We start from the raw sequence: 19,562 nt of genomic DNA, 5'->3' as shown, positions 1-19,562 counted from the left end.
GCGCGACATCGGTGTCTTTGAAGTCAATGAAGCCTTCGCGCCGGTACCGCTGGCGTGGCTGGCCGAAACCGGAGCCGTTGCCAGTCGGCTCAACCCGCTGGGCGGAGCCATCGCACTCGGTCACCCGCTGGGCGCATCGGGAGCGGTCCTGATGACGCGCATGGTCCATTACATGCGCGACAAGGGAATTCGTTACGGGCTGCAGACCATGTGTGAGGGGGGCGGCACGGCCAACGCCACCCTGGTTGAACTAGTCGTCTGACGCGGGCGCCGAAAGCACCCTTGCCACGACCGGTCAACCAACCTACTGTGTATTCACTAGGTTGGTTTCGGCCCAATGATGTGACGAGGAAACCGGTTGCCTGACGTTCGGCCCTACGATTCGCTTCTTGCCAAGGGCGAGGACCGCAAGCAGCGCATTCTCGCGGTGGCGCAGCGGCTGCTGTCGCGCAACGGCTGGCGCACCACCACCCTCGCCCAGATCGCCAGGGAAGCCGGGCTCACCCCGGCGGGTCTGCTGCATCACTTCGAATCCAAAGAGCAGCTGCTGCATGCGGTGCTCGACGCGCGTGACCGTGACGACGACGCCCACTCCGACCGCGGTGGCGACCTGCTCGGTGAGATCGCTCAAGTGGCCGACCGCTTCACGCGGGCGCCCGAACTGCTGGGCACCTTCACGGTGCTGCTGGTGGAGAACATCGCCCCCGACGCTCCGCTGCACGACCGGCTGGTCACCCGGCAGCGTGATGCCGTCGACATCGTTGCCGACGGTATCCGCCGGGGTCAGGCGGCCGGTCGGTACCGCTCAGATATAGACCCCGCCCTCAAGGCAGTGGAGATTCTCGCCTTCATTCACGGAATGGAAATGACATGGTTGCTCGATCCTTCGATACCGCTGACCGAAGTGTTCAAGGAGTACGCGGAGACACTGGCGCGCGACTTTTCGCCGCAGAGGACGACATGAGATACCGGCTCGACGTCGTGGCGTCCAGCGTCGTCGACGTGGTCAAGTTCGCCGGTGGCTGGTTGTTCGACCGCGCCATGGCGGGCTGGGACGTCACCGTGCTGCTCGCCGACCACCTGACGAATCGTCCCGATGACCGTGCGCTGCACATCCTCGGGGTGAAGACGCTCGACCTCGATTTCGCCTTGGCGACCGTGGACACGCGCCATCGTCCGCAGGCGCTGGCGGCCGCGGCGGATCTGTTCGGCTGCGATGCGCGGGTGCGTCGTGGCGTGTTGCAGGCGCTGGATCACGGCGTCACGGAAGTTACGTTGTGGGGCACCACTTGGCCGGCCGAACTCGACGACAACGTCGGGCTGGTGCAGCACCGGTTGAGCATGGCCGCGCACAAGTTCAAGGCCCAGGCGCTGGCCGCGGCCGGGTGTCCGGCGAGTTCGGTCGGTCTGATCGAACCCTTCCGCAGCGGCCTGCTGGCTTGCCCCTCCGTGGCGGCCGACCTGTTGCCGGCTTGAGGACGCGTTGACGGCGGCAAGCCGCTATGGAAATCTGATACTCATTCGTGAGAGGCGCATTCTCACAGCTGAGATTGGAGCTTGGGATGGTGAACGAGTTCGCCGAGATGGACTTCTTCCGGGATGGCCGCCTCGTCGAGAACCCGTACCCCTACTACGAGGCTCTGCGCCAGCGGTGCCCGGTCAGCCAGGAACCGCACTACGGCGTCACCATGGTGACCGGATGGGAAGAAGCCGTCGGCGTGCTGAACGACGCGGAGACGTTCTCCTCATGCGTCTCGGTGACCGGCCCGTTCCCCGGGTTTCCGGTGCCGCTCGAAGGTGATGACGTCACCGAGTTGATCGAGCAGCATCGCGACAAGTTGCCGTTCAGTGATCAGCTGCCCACCCTGGATCCGCCGACACATACGAACCACCGCTCGCTGCTGATGCGGCTGATCACGCCCAAGCGCCTCAAAGAGAACGAGGACGCCATGTGGGTGCTTGCCGACCGAGTGCTCGACGACTTCTTGGCGCCCGGTTCCGGCGAATTCATCAAGGGATTCGCCGGACCCTTCACACTGCTCGTCATCGCCGACCTGCTGGGCGTGCCCGAGGAGGATCGCGACAAGTTCGTCAAAGGCATCCGCCAGCACTCGGGTGGCGGCGTCGGTGGCACCGGCAAGGAGGCGCTGGCGCACAGCCCGCTGGAATTCCTCTACGGTCTGTTCTCCGACTATGTGCGGGACCGCCGCCGCGAGCCCCGTGACGACGTGCTGACCGGCCTGGCGACAGCCACCTACCCTGACGGCTCGATTCCCGACGTCGAAGACGTGGCGCGGGTGGCCAGCAACGTCTTCTCGGCGGGACAGGAGACCACCGTGCGGCTGCTCGGGGCCGCGCTGCAGACGCTCGGCGAGCGCCCGGACATCCAGGCGCAGTTGCGCAAGGACCGCAGCCTGATCCCCAACTTCATCGAAGAGGCGCTGCGCATCGAGAGCCCGGTCAAGGGCGACTTCCGGATGAACCGGGTCCCCGTCAACGTCGGTGGCGTCGACCTGCCGGCGGGCAGCACCGTGATGGTGGTGCAGGCCGCCGCGAACCGCGATCCGCGCCGATTCGAAGAACCCGCCACATTCGACCCGGCCCGCAAGAACGCACGCCAGCACATCTCGTTCGGGCGCGGCATTCACAGCTGCCCCGGCGCGCCGCTGGCGCGCGCCGAAACCCGCGTCGCGATCGAGCGAATGCTCGACCGAACCTCGGAGATCAGGATCAACGAAAGCGTTCACGGCCCGGCGAACGACCGCCGCTACCAATACGTTCCGACTTACATCCTGCGCGGGCTGACCGAGCTGCACCTGGAATTCGCGCCGGCATGAAGGTGTGGGTCGACGACCAGTGCTGCCGCGGGCATGGCATGTGCCTGACGTTGTGCCCGGAGGTCTTCAGCCTGACCGACGACGGCTACGCCGAGGCGCTACCCTCCGACGTGCCAACCGAATTCGAGTCTGCGGCTCGGGAAGCCATCGAATGCTGTCCGGAACAGGCGATCCGGGAACGCTGACCGTTATTCGGTGATGAAGATGGCCTGCCGGGGGCACTGACGCACCGCATCGCGCACCAGGTCCTCGTTTTCGGGAGCCACGTCTGGTTGTAAGACGGTCAGCATGTCGTCGTCACCGAGCTCGAACACTTCGGGGGCGATGCCCATGCATACGCCGTTGCTTTCGCAGAGGTCCCAGTCCACATCGACTTTCATCGCAATACCCTCACCGGTACGTTCTTCCAACCCGCGACGTTCTGCATTTGGACACGATTACAACCGGACCAGTCCACCTCATAGCGTGGCATGAAGTCGAGCAGTTTTTCCAGGGCGATCACGCTTTCCATGCGGGCCAGTGCCGCGCCCAGGCAACTGTGAATCCCGTAGCCGAAGCTCAGATTCAGCGCTTCATGCCGGTCGCGGTCGATGTCGAACTCGTCGGGATTGGTCCAAGCTTCGGGGTCGCGGTTGGCCGCACCGTTGATCAAGAACACCGGCTTGCCGGCCGGGATGGTCACCCCGTGCAGCTCCACATCCCTGGTGGAACAGCGAACCTGGTACTGCGACGGCGCCTCATAGCGCAGGAGTTCTTCGACCGCAGCCGGAATCTTGCTGCGATCGTCGAGCAGCTTCTGCCATTGTTCGGGAAAGCGCGCGAACACCACCGGCGCATTACCGACCAGCTTGGTCACCGTCTCCGCACCGGCGCCGCCCAATAGCGTTGCGAAACCTGCGATTTCGATGTCGTCGAGTTTGGTCTTCTGGCCGTCCTCGCGTTCGATTTCGGCTTCGATCAGCTTGGTGAACAAATCGTCGCTGGGCTCGGCTCGACGCTGCTGGAGCAGTTCGTAGTACAACATCCCGGTGGCGATGTTGGCTTCCATGCCCTTTTCGCCCGGCTCGACCTGCCCCGGTTCGCGGTGCAGCGACTCGTCGATCCAGTGGCGCACCTGCTGGGCGTGCTTTTCGGGCACGCCGAGCATGGTGGTGATGACTTCGACCGGGAACGGTGCGGAGAACTCCTGCACCACGTCGAACCGCTCTGGGTTTACCTTACTGAGGTACTTGTCGATCTTCTCGATGACCATCTCGCGCTGCGACTGGATTGCCCGTGGGGTGAAGACCTTGTTGAGCAGGCTGCGCATGTGCCGGTGGTCCGGCGGGTCCATGAAGATGATGGCCCGTTGTTCGGGTGGTTTACCGGACCGCACCATCGACAGATCGATGCCGAAGGCCGACGAATATGTTTCGAAGTTCTTCAGTCCGGCGGCCACATCCGCATGCCGGGTCAGCGCGTAGAAGTCGTACTCCTCGCTGTAGTAGACCGGCGTCTCCTCCTGCATGCGCCGATACGTATCCCATGCTCCGTTGAAGAAGTCTTGCGAAAACGGATCGAAGACGACCTTGGTATCGGTCATTGAGCATCCTCCTCGACGACGGGCTGAGGGCTGAAGTCGGCCGTACGGAAAGCCTGACTGTAGCGGTAACGGTAGCGGTTTCACGACGCATCGAACAGAGCTTCATCGGCTATGTCCCATCAAGGCGAGGGCGGCGTCGGCGGCCTCGAGCACCGCACCTCCGGTGACGGCCGCGTCAGCGGCGAGATCGACGAGTAGCCGCAGATCCTTCTGCAACAGTGCACCGGCATGGCCGGCCAACCGATCTAGTCCACCGATCCCGCGGATCGCGTTGAGGGCGAAGCTGTTACCGCTGCTTCGGGACACGACTTCACCGAGCTGGTCGGGCGTCACACCGAGGGCTTCACCGAGGGCAAGTGTGCTGGCGGCCGCACCCAGATTGGCGGTGAACATCAAATTGTTGAGCAGCTTGGTGGTCAGCCCGGCGCCGAGTTCCCCCATGTGCACCACGGCGTCCGAGTAGGTGCCGAAGATGGGTCGGCAGCGGGTGACGGCCTGCGCGTCGCCGCCCACCATCACCAGCAGGCGACCTTCGGCGGCCGCCGGCCCGCCGCCGCTCACCGGCGCGTCGATCACTGAAACGTCCACCGCCGCGGCTTTGTTGGCCAGCTCGCGGCAGGTAGCGGGGTGCACCGTACTGTGCACCGCGATAACGCCGCCTGCTTTGATTCCCGCCAGCACGCCATGCTGGCCGGTGGTGACTTCGTCGACGTCGGCGTCACCGACTACGCAGAGGCAAACCACATCGCTGGCCGCTGCCAATTCGGCGGGTGAACCGGCAAGGTCGGCCGCCGAGGCGGTGAACGGCCCCAAGGTCTCGGCTCTGCGTGCCCACAAGGTCATCGGATAGCCGGCGTCGAGGATGCGACGTGCCATGGGCGCGCCTTGGCTGCCCAACCCGATGAACCCTACTCGCATCAACCTGCCTCGCGATCGACATCGTCGGCAGCGGAACGGCCGGCCGCGCATGCGTCGACAAAGGCGCAGATCTTGCGGTGGTAGTCAGCGGCGCTATAACCGAGACTGAGATTATGCCCAGCCTCCGGTTGCAGGTTGCTGGCGAAGCTAGCTGCGGCGGCGAACATTTCGGCGATCTCCGCCAACGCTGTGGCATCCGCGCGGAAAACTTGATCGTGCTCACCCACGGTGAAGCGCACCGGTACCCGCACTTGCGGCGCCAAAGCCGGAAAGTCTTGGTGCGGCCAGTTCAGCGCCATCGCGCGCTCGTACGGTGGGGCTCCCGCCGCGCGGGTCAGTCCGCGCAGCACGTCTGGCGGATAGAAGTGCGTTGGCTCCCAGAGCAACTCGCGAACTCCGGGCGGGCGGTCCATTCGGCTGGCGGCGTTCATGACCTCCTTGGCCGCCGGGTGATAACGCCGTCCGGTGCCGCCCAGCTCGAGACCCAATAGATCGTCGGCGTGCGAACTGGTCGCCATGCGCAGTGCCAGCTCGCATCCGCCGGAATGCCCCAGCAGGAACAGCCCGGCCCCGCGTGGTCGCTGGTCGAGAATGCGGTTCACCGCGCCGAACGCAAGCGCGACGCGATGCTCCGGGCGGTCCATCGCCTCGGCATAGGCCGCCGAGCTGCCGTGGCCGGGCCGGTCGAGAGCGACGACGGTGAATCCCGCCGACGCGCCCAGCCGCAGCAATGACAACTCCGGATGACCGGGACAGTCGAAATAGTTCGAGACGGTGCCACCGCCGTGCAAGGCGACGATCACTGCCCGGGCCTCTGGTGCCTCGGCAACCAGCGCCGACATCGGAACCCCGTCGACGATCACCACCCGCGGGCGAACGGCCGGCCCGCTCATGCGTCGGCTCGCAACAGGAGCACACCGCTGGGCGTCAAGCCGCCGCTGCTCACCACGCCCACCCGGGCGTCGGTAACCTGACGTGCGCCGGCCTCGCCACGCAGTTGGGTGACCGCCTCATGCAAAAGGCCCATGCCGTGGGTGCGGCCGTGGGAGAGCTGACCGCCATGGGTGTTGAGCGGCAACTGGCCGTCGCGGGCGATGTTCTTGCCGCCGTCGAGGAATTCTTTGGCTTCGCCGATGCCGCAGAATCCCAGCGCCTCGATCCAGGACAGGCAGTTCATGGTGAACCCGTCGTAGAGTTCGGCAACGTCGACGTCGCTGGGCCGCAACGAGGTTCGTGTCCACATGTGTGCGGCTTGCCCGAGCACCTGCGGTTCGTGAGTCAAAGTGCTTTGGTCCCAGTCGATTCGCTCGATGATCTGGGTGCCCACGGCTTCCACCAGGACGGGCGTCTTGGCCAGGTCGCGAGCGGCGTCCGCGGCGGAGACGACGACGGCGATCGCTCCGTCACACGGCACGTCGCAGTCGTACAGCCCGAAGGGCGTGGTGATCGGGCGGGCGTCCAGGTAGTCCTCCATGGTCATCGGGGACCGGTAGACAGCGGTCGGATTCAGCTCGGCGTTGGCTCGCTGGTTCAACGCGATCCAGCCCAACGTCTCCTTGGTGGTGCCGTAGCGATGAAAGTGGCGTTGAGCGTTGATCGCCAGCGTGTGGGCCGCCGACGTGGCACCGAACGGGAATTGCCAACTGGCGGTACGGCCCCCGGACGGCGTGATCTTGCCCTGCTTCATCAACTCGTTGAAGGTGGCTTCCCACAGTGTGCGGAAGCACAGCACATGGCGCGCCAGACCGCCGGCGATCGCGAGCATCGCCGCGATGACCGATCCGCCGGGGCCGAATGTTTCGATGCCGCCGTTGTGCCACGTCGGCCGAATGCCCAACGCCGCTTCCAGCGCGGTGACCCCGCCTTCCCCAAAGCCGCCGAGATTTCCACCACCGGGATAGGTGGACAAGCCGTCGATGTCGTCGAATGTCAAACCAGCGTCGGCGATTGCGGCCTCGCATGCTTGCACCGTCAACGACAGCGGCGGCTGCATCAACCGGCGGCCGATCGGCGACATCCCGATTCCGGTCAGCGCGACCTTGTCCTCGAACTTCTCGGTCGTGAGCATGGGCCGGACGTACTCGCCGAAGCGTTCCGGTGCGATCTCGTCGGTCGGCAGGGGAGCGGGTTCGGTGTCGGCGGCGGGACGAAACAGCGGTAACCACACGTCGTCGACATGCTCGAAGACGACTTCGACGGGTTGGCCGATTCGCAGTTCCTCGGGCTCGGATTCCACGATGTTGGTGGTCAGCCTGACCCGGGGATCCTCGACGATGGCGACCTGGGCGACGACGTACGGTGCCGGCATTCCGGGCACGCTGAAGCGATGGTTCACGGTGAACCCGGTCAGCGTCGCTTGTCCCGACACCGCCCTCACCCCGATGTCGCGGGACCGGCAGTACCGGCATACCGGTGCGGGCGGGTGGATTAGCGCGTGGCAGCCGTGGCATTCCTGGAACCGCAGTTGGCTGTCGGCGCCCGATGTCCAGAAGAACTCGTTGTCGCTGGTGAGTAGGGGCAGCGGACGTCCAGGTGCAGCCGACACGTCACCTCCGCGCAATCTGGCCCACAAACCTAGTTGGTAGGCTCATTATGCGATTCAGAGAATTACGTTATCACCCTCGGGTAGGGGCTTGCATGAACATGGCGGAGACGTTGGTTCACCAGACGCCGCGCCCCGGCATATCGGTCATCCAGCTCAACCGTCCCGAGCGGTTGAACGCCATCAACCATGCGATGGTGGCCGAGTTCCAGGAGATCTTGGCCGCTCTGGCCGCCGACGCCCGAGTCAACGCCGTGGTGCTCACCGGCGCCGGCCGTGGCTTCTGCTCCGGTATAGACGTGCGGGATTTCGGCCCCGGCATGTTGGAAGCGACCGACCCCGCGATTGATCGAATGCGCTTCCAAGAGGCGATGGCATCGATACCGCAAGCCATCCGCAACCTGCCGCAACCGGTGATCGCAGCGGTCAACGGGCCCTGCGTCGGTGCGGGTTTGGCGTTGTGCCTCGCCGCGGATATCCGTATTTGCTCCACGGCTGCCACGTTCGGAAACGCCGCCATCCTGTTAGGGCTATCAGGTGCGGAGATGGGCATGAGCTATCACCTGCCGCGCATCGTCGGGACCAGCGTGGCCGCGGACTGGATGCTCACCGGGCGCATCGTTTCGGCGCAAGAGGCCGACCACCGAGGGCTGGTGAGTCAGCTGGTGGAAGCGGAGGAACTGCTCGACCGGGCGCTCGAAATGGCCTCCGCCATCGCAGATTTAGCGCCTTTGGGAGTGCAGCTGACGAAGCGGGCCTTGCAGATCAATACCGATGCGGCGGGGCTGGCCGCGGCGCTGGAACTGGAGAACCGCAACCAGGTGATCACCCACGCCACTGACGAGGCCGCCGCGCGGCGGCAGAAGTGGTCCTCATGACCGGGGCGACGAGACTGCGCTCAGCGCGTCGATGCGCCGCGTGCGGACGAAGTGTGCGCAGGCTCGATGCCGGCAGCGCAGTCTCGGGGTAACAACACGAAAGGAACAGCTTGTGGCGTGGGATTTCTCCACCGACCCGCAGTGGGCGGCGCAACTGGCGTGGGTCGACGAATTCGTGCGCTCGGAATGTGAGCCGGTCGACCTGTTGGTCAAGGAATCCCACGACCTCAACGACCCGGTGCGCCAGGCGCTGATTCCGCCGTTGCAGCGAATCGTCAAAGACCGTGGATTGTGGGCCACTCATCTGGGCCGCCATCTGGGCGGGCCCGGGTATGGGCAGCTGAAACTGGCCTTGCTCAACGAAATCCTGGGCCGCTCCGAATGCGCCCCGATCGTATTCGGTTCGCACGCACCCGATTCGGGAAACAGTGAGATCCTCGCCCACTACGGCACACCGGAACTCAAGAAGCGCTATCTCGAACCGCTGCTCGACAACCGGATCGTGTCCTGCTTCTCGATGACCGAGCCACAAGGTGGTGCCGACCCTAAGGTGTTCACCACCAGCGCCGTGCAAGACGGCGACCACTGGGTCATCAACGGCGAGAAGTGGTTCTCCTCGTTCGCCTCGATGGCGTCGTTTTTGATCGTGATGGCCGTGACCGACCCGGAAGCCCCGCCGTATGAACGGCATTCCATGTTCGTCGTTCCGGGCGATACACCGGGTATCAACGTCCTGCGTGACGTCGGGCTGGGTTATCAACCTGTAGGCGGGGGGCGGGAGGGCTATGTGCGCTACGAGAACGTGCGGGTCCCCGCCGATCACATGCTCGGCCCGCGCGGCGGCGCTTTCGTGGTCGCGCAAACCAGGCTGGGCGGCGGGCGCATCCACCACGCGATGCGCACGGTCGGCCTGGTCCGCCGCATCTTCGACATGTTGTGTGAGCGCGCGGTTTCGCGGCACACCCAAGGCTCACTGCTCGCTGACAAACAACTCGTCCAAGAGATGGTCGCCGACTCGTGGATGGAAATCGAGGCGTTTCGGCTGCTGACTCTGCAGACGGCGTGGAAGATCGACCAGCACAACGATTACAAGGCGGTCCGCGCCGACATCTCGGCGGTCAAGGCGATGATGCAGAAGGTCTTGCACGACGTCTCGGCGCGTGCCTTGCAGATACACGGATCGCTGGGCACCACGCACGAAATGCCTTTCGTGCAGCATTTGGTGGAGTCGTTCGTGTTGGGCTTGGCCGACGGGCCCACCGAAGTGCACAAGACCGTTCTGGCTCGACTGCTGCTGAAGAACTACAAGCCGGCCCCGGACCTGTTCCCCTCCGAGCACTGGCTGCGGCTGCGCGAGGCCGCGGAGAGGAAGTACGCCGCCCAACTGGCGGGCATACCGCGCGCTTAGGCCAGCAACTGCCGGGCGCGGGACAGCAGATGCACCAGCACCCCCGACATCGCTTCCAGGTCAGGATCGGGGCGGGCGCGGCGACGGTTGTACTTCACGATCAGTGACCAGGTAGCCACCGACTTGAAACAGGTCAACGCCTGGAACCAGTCGAGGTCGCGCGTCGAATGACCCAACGCCGCCGAATAGGTGGCGGCCAATTCGTCGGTGCTGGGCGTCCGGCCCGCGTACCGGGTGGCGCGCCGGTACGTCCGCGGATCACTGTTGATCAGAAACCAACCCACGTCCACCCGCGGGTCACCCACCGACCAGATCTCCCAATCGATTACGCCGCTGATTCGACCGTCGACGGCCAGCAGATTGCCGAGCCGGAAATCGCCGTGGACGATGGCCGCCGGCACCGGCGTGGGCAGCCGACTTGTCAAGGCGGTGGCAACCTGCTGCCATCTGGGCACCAGCGTTTGGTCCACCGTGTCCAACGTTGCACACCAGCGCTGTACCTCCGCCGACGCGTCGATCACCGGCTCGGCTCCCAGCCCGACGCTGGCCGGCTCGATCCGGTGCAACGCAGCCAATGTGGTTGCGGCGGCCGAGAAACGTTCGGCCACAACCGGATCGCTCACATCGGCGTCGGAGTCGAACAACGGCTCGAAGGAACTGCCGTCAACCCAAGACATCACGAACAGCGGCGGCTCCTGCGGCGGGTGACCGGCGTCTTCCCATACCACGTTCGGAACCGGCACCGCCGTCGGCGCAAGGGCCTTGATGACGCGGCACTGCCGCAACACGTCGCGATGCCCGGTGGCGGGCAGTCCGGCGGGGGCCACCTTGACCACCAGACGTTGCCCCGGTGCCTGGCCGATATAGGTGAGGCTCGACGCGCCACCGGTCAACGGACGAACACCCTCGATGCCCAACCGGGCAAGCCGGCTGACCAGCCGATCGAGGTGTAGGTCGGTCAGGTCAACCATCCGATCTCGCGCAGGAACGGTTGCGTGTGAGCGATGCGGCCGGTCAGCGACTTCGGGTCACCGGTGCACAGTTCCAATGCAGTCTGGGTGATCAGTTCGATGTCCTCGGTGTCGGTCTTGGCCAGGTCGAGGGTGCCCGCGCCAGGCGTCGCGACCGGGTTACTCGGCGCGGCCGCGTTGACCGCGATTCCGTCGTCGTAGAGTTCGGCGGCGAGGCTTTTCGTCATGCGGTTGAGCGCCGCTTTCACCGTGCCGTAGATACCGAAGCCCGCGCTGCGGTCGAACTCGGCAAACGGCGGGCCGTCCGGCAGGTCCCCGCCGACCGACGTCACGTTGAGCACCCACCCGCGGCGACGCTCACGCATGGCGGGAATGGCCAACTGGGTCAGGTGCAGCGGCGCAAGCACGTGCATCTCCATCATCAACCGCACCCGCCGGTCCGGAAACTGGTCGAGGGGACGCAAAAAGGTGACGGCCGCATTGTTGACCACGATGTCCGGCGCACCGATCCGCTCGACGACTTCGGCGAAAAGGCGTTCTCGTTCTTCGGCTTTCGACAGGTCGGCCGGGATGGCAATGGCCGAGCCGTCGGCAGAGGTGATTTCTTGCAACGTTTCTCGCAGGGAGCCCTGATATTTCGGGTCTGGCTCCATCGTCCGGGCGGTAAGCGCAACCGTGGCGCCCTCGCCGGCCAATCGTCGGGCTATGGCCTTGCCCAAACCCCTGCTGGTGCCGGTCACCAACGCGGTCAGCCCGTCACACCGCTTGGTCAACGGGTGAAACCCCACTGTGCTTCGTTCGAATCCGTCTTGAGGTGCTCGGCGGGGTCCTCTTCGTCGTGCAGTTCGGGGTGCGGGACGCTGGCCTTGCGCTCGCCGACCTCGGTGATGGCATGCACCGGGCAGTCCAGCAGCGCCCGCATGACCGGATCGTGGTCGCGCTCCGGCACACTGCCGTCGCCGATCAGGGACGCATATCCCCAGTCATCGAGCGAAAAGTATTGTGGGGCATGCTTTGCACACAGGCCGAAGCCGTCGCAAATCGTGCGGTCGAGACGAATCTTCACCGAAACCTCACCGCCTCATCAATTCCATAGCTTCATAGGGACGGTCCGCGCGGAACGCGCCCTGGCTACACTCCGCGCACGTGCCGGCGAGATGGCGCGTCACCTCATCCGGGAACTGGCCGAGCAGAGTTGCCGCGATATTGGTGGCGGCATCTAACGTTTGGCACGCCCCTCGCCCGCGTAGGACCACCGACCAGCGGCGCAGTCGATCGACATCTTCCCCGGTCGCGACGAAATCCCGCAGCGCCCCCGCCGCAGCCGCCATGGCCGCGGTGCCGTTGAAACACGATCCGCATTGCCCGGCGTTTTCGCGGTCGAAATAGGCCAGTACCGCCGCCGCGACCGCGACGGGACAGTCGTCGGTGATCAACGAGATTGCCCCGTTACCCAGCCCGCTGCCGATACCGCGCATCGTCTCATGGTCCAGTCGGGTGTCCAGCACGCTGCGATTGAGCAGGCCGGCGAAGTAGCCGCCGATCAGGACACCGCGCAGTTGCTCGGCCGAAACACCGTGCAGGGCAAGCAACTCGGTGAAGGGCAGACCGTAGGGCAGCTCGTAGAGCACCGGTGACCGGTTGGCTCCGGTGATGGTTGCCAGGAAGGTGCCCGGCGACACCACAGTGCCCTGCGTGCGGAATGCCTCGGCGCCGTGGCGCTGTAGATACGGCAGATTGGCCAGGGTCTCGACGTTGCTGACCAGGGTGGGAAGCTCGCTAACGCCGGCCTCGAACGGTCGCGGCGGTTTGTCGGTCGGTTTGGCCGGACCGCCGTTGATCGCCTGGACGGCCGCGGTCTCCTCACCGGCCACGTAGCCCGCCTCGACCGTCCATACCTGCACGTGCAGAGTGTCGAGTTCGGCCTCGTTCAACGCGGCTTCGATGCTGTGCGCCGAATCGTGATCGGACACGTAGACGTAGGCCCGTTGCGCGGCAACGATCGCCGCGGCAAGTCGCAACCCGTCCAGGATCAAGTGCGGCCGATGACGCAGCAACCAGCGGTCTTTGACCGAAGCCGGTTCTCCCTCTTCGCCATTCGCGACGACCACCGCGCCGCCCGCGGCTCGTCCGTTGTCGCGCACCGCGCGTAACTTCACCGCGAGGGGAAAAGCGGCGCCCCCGCGACCGGCCAATCCGCTGCCGTCGACCTCACGCAGTAAGCCGTCGGGGTCGACCAACGGCAGGTAACCGCCCCGCTCCCGATACGTCACGCCGTCTTCGCGGTCACCGTCCGCGGTCAGCAACCGCGGTGTGCAGCCCGGCCCGACAGCGGTGTGAAATGCGGCGTCCGTCTTCATCGCGCAGCCCGCCGTGCCGTTAGGCTTGCCGCATGCGCACTGCGGTGGTGCGGGTCGATGTCGATCCGACCGGTCTGCTCGTGGCCGAGCAATTGCGGGCGGGCATGACCACGCTGCGCGACCTGACCGACCGAATCGACGCCGACGTCGTCGACATCGACCTCGAACGCCGACCACCCGGCCGCCGCATCGTCGAACTGCTCATCGCCGGCGTCGACGTCGAATCGGCCAAGAAGAGGGCGATCGAACTGTGCGCCAAGGCGTTCAACACCGCTCCGGTGGCCGGCGTAGTGACCTTTGTGAGCCGGGGGACCGACGATGACGCGCACGGGGTGCTCTCCGGCTTCGGGATTACCGGTGACATCGTGCGCGAGGCCGGAGAAGACGGCTACGACGTCGTCCACGTGACGCTGCGCGAAGTGGATCTGGATCGGGTGCCGGAGAGCCGGATCCACACCGCGCTCGAGGCGTCGCTCAATTGCGAGGTCCACATCCGCACCATTTGACGGCATTACGACGCCAGGAATTCCAGGATCGGCGGTGCGGCCTGGACCCAGGTGTCGAACATGTTGAAATGTTTGACCCGGCCCGCCGCGCGATCCTCCGAAGCCCGCTCCCAGGCGTCTTCCGGCCACGGGGGATCGATCAGCTTCGATCCCTTGATCAGACAACTGACCTCCAAAGACGTGCGTTTCGGGTGATCGAGGTCGTTCTCACCGCCGCGGATGATCAACGTGGGAACCTTGATGCGATCGAACATCTCGTCCTCGACGCCAGGAATCGTCTGTCCTGGTTTGGAGACGAAAGCATTGAGCCACCGCATCATCACCTTCAGGAATTCTTCCTTGTCGAAGTCAAGAAATCGCTGCTTGTTGGCCGGGTTCTCCTCGATGCGGTCGCGCCACTCCTGAACTTTCACCACCCCGTCCATTCCGGTTCCGCGCACCGCGAGAATGCTGGGAATGATGTAAAAGGAGCCCAACACGAAGGTGCCGTACACACCGCCGACGATGTTCCACACCACCAGCTTGGTGACCATCTCCGGGTAGAGCATGGTGGTGAGCATGGAATCCCTTGCGCCGCCAGATCCCCCGGCCAGGATGCAACGCTCGAACCCCAAGCCCGTCACCAACTTGTGCAGGGTTTCGGCGCGCATATGCGATTCGCTTTGCCCGTAGAACTGCACATCGGAGGCGCCGCAGTTGGGCCGGTCCCACAACAGCACCCGATACCCGCCGTCAACCAGAGCTTCGGCCAGCGGACGCAAACCGTCGATGTCCTTACTGAATCGGCCACCGGGCGTCAGAGCGATGAGATCGCCGCTGTCACCGAGGATTTCGTAGACAACCTTGCCGCCGTTGATCTCGATCGAAGACACGCGACTCCCTTGCTGCGTCATGCCATCACCAACACGTCGTTGCCGATCACCCGGACCGGATAGGTGCGGATGCTCCACTCCGGCTTTACTGCGGTGGTTCCGGTGGCCAACTCGAAACCCCATTGATGCCACGGGCAGTAGATGTATTCCAGGTCGCGCACCATGACGGCATCCCCGGCGGCGCTCTCGTCGACGACGGTCAGGCCACGGGCGCGTCCCGAGCAGAGCGGACCGCCTTGGTGCGGGCAATAATTCGCGATCGCGTAGAAGGTGCCGTTGACGTTGTAGACACCGACGCCGTGGCGCCCGATCGGCACCAACTTGTGGGTACCCGGCGGAATTTCGTCGACGGTGGCAACGACATGCTCGCGGCCCTGAGCGAGGCGGGGCTGCTTGATCTGTTCGGCCAACTCAGTGGACCCGGGTTTGGCCCTCGAGGACCGGCACGGTTTCCGGCAGGTGATAGGTCGCGATGCCGTTTCTGAACATCACCGCTTCCCGCGCGGCCTTGGGGAGATGCTTGACCAGCCACCTGGGATCGTCGAAAGTCCAGTGCGGGTAATCCGAGGAGTACAGCAAGATCTTCTCGCACTCCATCCACTCGAAAGCGCGGCTCAACTCGGTCTTGTCCTCGGGATAGTCGAGGGGTTGCGTGGTGAATTTGATGTGGTCCTTCACGTACTCCGACGGCTTGCGCTTGATGTCCACCCAGGACTTGCGGGCTTCGTAAATCGCGTCCATGCGCCACATCAACGGCAGGATCCAGGTGAACGCGTGCTCGACGAAGACGATCCGCAGCGTCGGGAACCGGTCGAAGACTCCATCGAACACCAGGCTCATCACCTGGTTAGCGGCCAGCAGCGAGTAGGTGACCATGAAGTCGTGGTTGTAGCTGGGGAACCCGACCGGTGGTATCGGCAACTCGTCGAACTGGCTGCGGGACAGGTGGCAGCTCACCGTGATGTCGTGCTTGGTGGCCGCCGCCCAGATCGGATCGTATTTCGGGTGGCCCCATGACGGCCGCGGCTCGGCCTTGATCAAGATCTGCGCCATATAAGGGTGGCCGGCCCAGCGCTCGATCTCGCGCACGGTCGCTTCCGGATCCTCGATGGCGACGCAGATCGAACCGCGCCAGCGCTGATGCCAGTTGTTGTGGCTATCCAGCCAGTGATTGGCCTGCCAGTCGTTCAAGGCGACCGACATGGCGTGCTGGGCCTCCGGAATACGAGCCGGGTAGGCGGCCGGCTCCAGGATTGCGATGTCCGAGCCGGCCTCCATGATCAGCTGACGGAACGCCATGTCGGGGTCGCTGCCGGGGAACTCACCGTCTGGCGGGAAAGTGTCCACCCGCATCGCGTAGGCGTGCGCGTAATCCGGTGCGTCGTAATAGATCTGCTCCCCCACGTTGCGGGTGAGGAAGTACTTGCTGCGCCACGGCTCCGGGATGTACTGGATGATCTCGCCGCGCTTGGGCACGGGGTGGACATCCGAGTCGACGCACCGCACCGCGATGCGCTCGGTGGGCGTGACACGTTCCTGGATGTGGGTCAGCGTCATTTCGACCTCCTCAGCCTTTGTTCTACTGTGCGCCCGAGTCGACGGCGATGTCTATGCCGTACAACTGGGCGGCGTTGCGCCAGCACAGCTTCTCGCGCTGCTCGTCGGAGAGCGCCGAAGGCAATTTGCTGACATCACCGCACTGCCAGTGCGGGTAGCTGGATCCGAACATCACCATGTCGTCCTTGCCGGTGAAGCTGAACCATTCACCGGCGAAGTCGGTGTCGCCGGGTCCGTCCAGGCTGCCCTGTACGAAATACACGTGCCCGGGCAGGTAGTCGCTGGGGATGCGCGGCGCCCAGGGCGTCTGTTCTAGGTGCGGGCGGCCGAAGGTGTCCATCCGCCAGATGAACGGCGTCACGAAATCCGCGGCGCCGTCGGCCCACACGAACTTCAAGCCGTCGAATCGCTCGAAGACGCCTTCGGCGATCATGTTCATCAGGTGATACACGTAGTTCAACGCCATGAAGCTCACGTACTGCTCATAGGTGCGGGTATTGCCGTTCGGGGTCGGCGGGAACGCGATCCCGGAACCGACCTCGATGTGGGCGGCCACCGGCAAGTTGGCCTCGACTGCGGCCTCCCAGAGCGGCCAGAATTGCGGTTTCCCGTAGAGCTCGCGCGACTGCAGTGGAACACCGATCTGGACCACTCGCGGATGGTCGCGCCATTTGTCGATCTCCCGCAGGGCGCCGGTGATGTCGTCGGGGTTGATCCGAATTGTGCCGCGGAACCGGTCGTCGGTTTCCAGCCAGCGCGAGACCATCATCTCGTTGTGGGCGGCATGCAGGGCGCTGCCGAGGTGCCGGTCGGGCATGATGCCCCGCGCCATCGGATGCAGCACCGCCACGTCGACTCCACGCTTGGAAAAGAGTTCCTCGGCAACGTATTCCGGATCGGATCCCGGATACTGACGGTCGGGACCGGTGGTGTTAGGCGCGTATTCACCGCCTGGCGCGCCGTACCAGTCCATCTCGTAGTCGGGGAACCCGCGGCTCTTGAACGGCTCGCGCAGGAAGCTGCGCAGGTCCTTGTTGGACGGGAAGAAGATGTGGACGCTGGCGTCGATAACCGGCGTGCGGACCCCATCGGCGTGTTCGATCACGAGGGCCACCCCCTGACCGCGACGGGGCAAGATAATAGACAACCTAACATTTCGCCGGGCCATCCATCAATGGTTGTTCGGTAAGCACGTCGGTTAGTCATCTGTACTGGTTACGGCGGCTTTCTAGGGCTGTTGCAAGTGTTGTTCTTGCTTCCGGATAATAACATTCTCCCTAATCGTTGTAACACGCGCTGAGTGTGGGGTTAAGTAGCGGATCGCGGCGCATTTCGTACCTAGGCCCCACAGTCGGCGTCGGGGCGACGCGCTCACTGTTCGGCGAATACCTCACCGGCGGCGCGAAAGCTGTCGACCGCGGCCGGAATGCCGGCGTAGATGGCGACCTGAAGGAAGACCTCACGGATCTCCTCGCGTGTGACGCCGTTGGTCAACGCGGCCCTGATGTGCGTGCGCAGTTCGTGTGGCCGGTTGAGCACCGACGTCATCGCCAGGTTCAGCATGCTGCGGGTCTTGCGATTCAAGCCGTCGCGCCCCCACACCGCTCCCCAGCAGTACTCGGTGACGAGGTCCTGCAGCGGTCCGGTGAAGTCATCGGCCTCGGCGAGTGCTTTGTCGACGTAGGCCTTGCCCAGCACTTCGGAGCGGATCTGCCTGCCTCGTTGGTATGTTTCGTTGTCCAATCCCGGCCTCCTTCGCGGCTAGCCAGCAGCCTATGACCTCGCCGAGATACGGTGTCGGCTACGACTCGAGGCGACAGTGCCTAGTTGCACACCGAGAGGACGATCTGCCCGCCGCCGAGGTGGGACATGGCGTGCGTCTCGGCTGCGGTGCGCGACAGGCCGACCCCGCCGTGGTAGGTGGCGCCGTCGTGGGCGACCGCGCCGCATTTGGTGAAAGTGGTGACCACCGTGCAGGTGCCGCCCCCACACCGCTCCATCGCTTGTTGCTGCGCCCCTAACTTCGACTTATGGCGCCGCGCCATGCCGAAGGCCCCGTCATGGCTGTAGGCGATCGCCCCGTAGTGGGTGAGCAGTGGCGGCAAGTTAGTGGGCGCCTGAACGGGCATGTTGCTCGTCGCAGTGGTCACCGCCTGCGCCGGGGGGTGAACCGGATGGGGCGCGAAGGCCATGCCAACGGCGGCAACCACACCCGCGGTGGTCAAGGCGACGCGACGTCGTTGTCGTGCCGTCATTCCAATGACTCCTCTCTCGGTAGCGACGACTTAGGAAGGCGTGAGCACATCTTTACAAGCACGAAACGTGTTACCTCTACAATACCGGCACTTCGTTCGTCGATACTGCTCGCCGAGGTCTCGGCGGGCAGCGGTCAGGAGAGGGCCGTCGGTGAAACTGCCCGATCTCGTCTTGGTGCACGGCGGCGCGCACGCCGGCGACTGCTGGGACTTGGTGATCGACGAATTGTCTACGTGCGAGCCAAGATTGCGCGTATTGGCGGTGGATCTGCCGGGCCGGGCCAGCAACCCGGCGCCAGGGAAGACGATCGCGCAGTGGGTCGACTCGGTGGTCGCGGAGATAGACAAGGCGTCGTTCGGTGACGTCGTCATCGTCGGGCATTCGATGGGGGGTGTGATCGTGCCCGGCGTGGTGGGTCGGTTGGGCGCTGACAGGGTGCGGGAGATGATCCTCGCGGCGGCGTTCATCCCGCCGCAGGGAACGTCGATCGTGGAAACCCTCAGCGGGCCACTTGCGCCGTTGGCACGTGCCGGACCGTGGATACAACGACTGGACAGAGCCGGCAGAGCCGTCACGATGCCCAGAAGTGCGGCCCGCTGGGCGTTCTGGAATGCCATGCCGGCCGATCGGCGCCGCTTGGCGCGCTCGCGGCTCTATCCGGAGAGCGTCGGGGTGATCATCGAGCGTGTCGACCGTTGCGATCTGCCCGCCGAAGTTCCGCGGACGTGGATCATGACCCTGCGAGACCGGGCGTTGTCGCCGGCGCAACAACAACGCTGCATCTCCTCACTCGGCGGCGTCGACACGCTGGTCGTCCTGGACACCTGCCATGACCTCATGTACAGCGAGCCACGCCGGCTGGCGACCATCCTGGC

At 64.8% G+C, this 19,562-nt stretch carries 23 protein-coding genes and 1 pseudogene; 9 read left to right on the top strand and 15 right to left on the bottom strand.

The window, feature by feature from the left end:
* From A9W95_RS02995 to A9W95_RS02975, 5 genes and pseudogenes are all read left to right on the top strand, one after another.
* Window positions 1-262: pseudogene (locus tag A9W95_RS02995) on the top strand (acetyl-CoA C-acetyltransferase); the annotation flags it as partial.
* A 96-nt stretch (window positions 263-358) separates the two neighbouring features.
* On the top strand, window positions 359-964 hold the full coding sequence (locus A9W95_RS02990) for a TetR/AcrR family transcriptional regulator (protein ID WP_067409151.1): 606 nt from the start codon (window positions 359-361) through the stop codon (window positions 962-964).
* Window positions 961-1,476 carry a hypothetical protein gene (locus A9W95_RS02985; RefSeq protein WP_067409150.1) on the top strand — a complete coding sequence of 172 codons (516 nt, stop codon included), beginning with the start codon at window positions 961-963 and terminating at the stop codon, window positions 1,474-1,476. Before A9W95_RS02990 ends, A9W95_RS02985 begins: the two co-directional genes overlap by 4 nt.
* Before the next feature lie 86 nt (window positions 1,477-1,562).
* Window positions 1,563-2,837, top strand: coding sequence for a cytochrome P450 (locus A9W95_RS02980; RefSeq protein WP_067409149.1), 1,275 nt, complete (start codon window positions 1,563-1,565; stop codon window positions 2,835-2,837).
* Window positions 2,834-3,022, top strand: a complete 189-nt coding sequence (locus tag A9W95_RS02975; protein ID WP_067409148.1) for a ferredoxin — start codon at window positions 2,834-2,836, stop codon at window positions 3,020-3,022. Before A9W95_RS02980 ends, A9W95_RS02975 begins: the two co-directional genes overlap by 4 nt.
* Before the next feature lie 3 nt (window positions 3,023-3,025).
* Here A9W95_RS02975 and A9W95_RS02970 read toward each other — a convergent pair whose 3' ends face one another.
* The 5 genes from A9W95_RS02970 to A9W95_RS02950 all read right to left on the bottom strand — a co-directional run bounded on the left by A9W95_RS02970 (window position 3,026) and on the right by A9W95_RS02950 (window position 7,882).
* Entirely contained in the window at window positions 3,026-3,217 is a 192-nt protein-coding gene (locus A9W95_RS02970; protein ID WP_067409147.1) for a ferredoxin, read from the bottom strand.
* Entirely contained in the window at window positions 3,214-4,419 is a 1,206-nt protein-coding gene (locus A9W95_RS02965; protein WP_067409146.1) for a cytochrome P450, read from the bottom strand. The genes A9W95_RS02970 and A9W95_RS02965 overlap by 4 nt, the downstream gene beginning before the upstream one ends.
* Window positions 4,420-4,521: 102 nt before the next feature.
* Complete coding sequence (locus A9W95_RS02960) at window positions 4,522-5,337, bottom strand: NAD(P)-dependent oxidoreductase (protein ID WP_067409145.1); 816 nt, start codon at window positions 5,335-5,337, stop codon at window positions 4,522-4,524.
* A complete protein-coding gene (locus A9W95_RS02955) occupies window positions 5,337-6,230 on the bottom strand; it encodes an alpha/beta fold hydrolase (protein ID WP_067409144.1) in 894 nt (297 codons plus the stop codon). Before A9W95_RS02955 ends, A9W95_RS02960 begins: the two co-directional genes overlap by 1 nt.
* Window positions 6,227-7,882, bottom strand: coding sequence for an OB-fold domain-containing protein (locus A9W95_RS02950; protein WP_067409143.1), 1,656 nt, complete (start codon window positions 7,880-7,882; stop codon window positions 6,227-6,229). The genes A9W95_RS02955 and A9W95_RS02950 overlap by 4 nt, the downstream gene beginning before the upstream one ends.
* Window positions 7,883-7,974: 92 nt before the next feature.
* Here A9W95_RS02950 and A9W95_RS02945 point away from each other — a divergent pair, with 92 nt between their 5' ends.
* Window positions 7,975-8,757, top strand: coding sequence for an enoyl-CoA hydratase/isomerase family protein (locus tag A9W95_RS02945; protein WP_371328016.1), 783 nt, complete (start codon window positions 7,975-7,977; stop codon window positions 8,755-8,757).
* 112 nt (window positions 8,758-8,869) lie between these two features.
* A complete protein-coding gene (locus A9W95_RS02940) occupies window positions 8,870-10,165 on the top strand; it encodes an acyl-CoA dehydrogenase family protein (RefSeq protein WP_067409142.1) in 1,296 nt (431 codons plus the stop codon).
* On the opposite strand, the gene A9W95_RS02935 is transcribed toward A9W95_RS02940, so the two are convergent.
* From A9W95_RS02935 to A9W95_RS02920, 4 genes are read right to left on the bottom strand one after another with little or no spacing between them, the layout of a single operon-like run.
* On the bottom strand, window positions 10,162-11,136 hold the full coding sequence (locus A9W95_RS02935) for a phosphotransferase family protein (RefSeq protein ID WP_172826537.1): 975 nt from the start codon (window positions 11,134-11,136) through the stop codon (window positions 10,162-10,164). The two genes, A9W95_RS02940 and A9W95_RS02935, sit on opposite strands and share 4 nt — an antisense overlap.
* Window positions 11,124-11,924, bottom strand: coding sequence for an SDR family NAD(P)-dependent oxidoreductase (locus A9W95_RS02930; protein ID WP_253851541.1), 801 nt, complete (start codon window positions 11,922-11,924; stop codon window positions 11,124-11,126). The genes A9W95_RS02935 and A9W95_RS02930 overlap by 13 nt, the downstream gene beginning before the upstream one ends.
* Window positions 11,906-12,202, bottom strand: a complete 297-nt coding sequence (locus A9W95_RS02925) for a ferredoxin (protein WP_067409141.1) — start codon at window positions 12,200-12,202, stop codon at window positions 11,906-11,908. The genes A9W95_RS02930 and A9W95_RS02925 overlap by 19 nt, the downstream gene beginning before the upstream one ends.
* A 7-nt stretch (window positions 12,203-12,209) precedes the next feature.
* Window positions 12,210-13,496: an NADH-ubiquinone oxidoreductase-F iron-sulfur binding region domain-containing protein gene (locus A9W95_RS02920; RefSeq protein ID WP_067409140.1), complete on the bottom strand. Its 1,287-nt coding sequence runs from the start codon at window positions 13,494-13,496 to the stop codon at window positions 12,210-12,212.
* Window positions 13,497-13,528: 32 nt separating this feature from the next.
* Between A9W95_RS02920 and A9W95_RS02915 the strand changes: the two genes are divergently transcribed.
* Window positions 13,529-14,002, top strand: a complete 474-nt coding sequence (locus A9W95_RS02915; protein ID WP_067409139.1) for a hypothetical protein — start codon at window positions 13,529-13,531, stop codon at window positions 14,000-14,002.
* 5 nt (window positions 14,003-14,007) lie between these two features.
* On the opposite strand, the gene A9W95_RS02910 is transcribed toward A9W95_RS02915, so the two are convergent.
* The 6 genes from A9W95_RS02910 to A9W95_RS02885 form a co-directional block, all read right to left on the bottom strand.
* Complete coding sequence (locus tag A9W95_RS02910) at window positions 14,008-14,874, bottom strand: alpha/beta fold hydrolase (RefSeq protein WP_067409138.1); 867 nt, start codon at window positions 14,872-14,874, stop codon at window positions 14,008-14,010.
* 17 nt (window positions 14,875-14,891) lie between these two features.
* Complete coding sequence (locus A9W95_RS02905; protein WP_067409137.1) at window positions 14,892-15,284, bottom strand: Rieske 2Fe-2S domain-containing protein; 393 nt, start codon at window positions 15,282-15,284, stop codon at window positions 14,892-14,894.
* 1 nt (window position 15,285) lies between these two features.
* Window positions 15,286-16,431 (bottom strand): amidohydrolase family protein, encoded by a 1,146-nt coding sequence (locus A9W95_RS02900; RefSeq protein WP_067409136.1) that lies wholly within the window; start codon window positions 16,429-16,431, stop codon window positions 15,286-15,288.
* A 22-nt stretch (window positions 16,432-16,453) separates the two neighbouring features.
* Entirely contained in the window at window positions 16,454-17,536 is a 1,083-nt protein-coding gene (locus A9W95_RS02895) for an amidohydrolase family protein (protein WP_067409152.1), read from the bottom strand.
* Window positions 17,537-17,802: 266 nt separating this feature from the next.
* Window positions 17,803-18,174 (bottom strand): carboxymuconolactone decarboxylase family protein, encoded by a 372-nt coding sequence (locus A9W95_RS02890; RefSeq protein WP_067409135.1) that lies wholly within the window; start codon window positions 18,172-18,174, stop codon window positions 17,803-17,805.
* Between the two features lie 80 nt (window positions 18,175-18,254).
* Entirely contained in the window at window positions 18,255-18,686 is a 432-nt protein-coding gene (locus A9W95_RS02885) for a DUF4189 domain-containing protein (RefSeq protein ID WP_067409134.1), read from the bottom strand.
* Between the two features lie 151 nt (window positions 18,687-18,837).
* On the opposite strand from A9W95_RS02885, the gene A9W95_RS02880 reads away from it, so the two are divergent.
* Window positions 18,838-19,562: alpha/beta fold hydrolase (locus tag A9W95_RS02880; protein WP_067409133.1), on the top strand; the 725-nt coding region annotated here is incomplete at its 3' end.

Origin of the sequence: Mycobacterium sp. 1423905.2 (assembly GCF_001673155.1) — a bacterium.
Lineage (GTDB): Bacteria > Actinomycetota > Actinomycetes > Mycobacteriales > Mycobacteriaceae > Mycobacterium.
The sequence above is the reverse complement of the archived record's forward strand: the minus strand, read 5'-3'. Positions and strand labels throughout refer to the sequence as shown.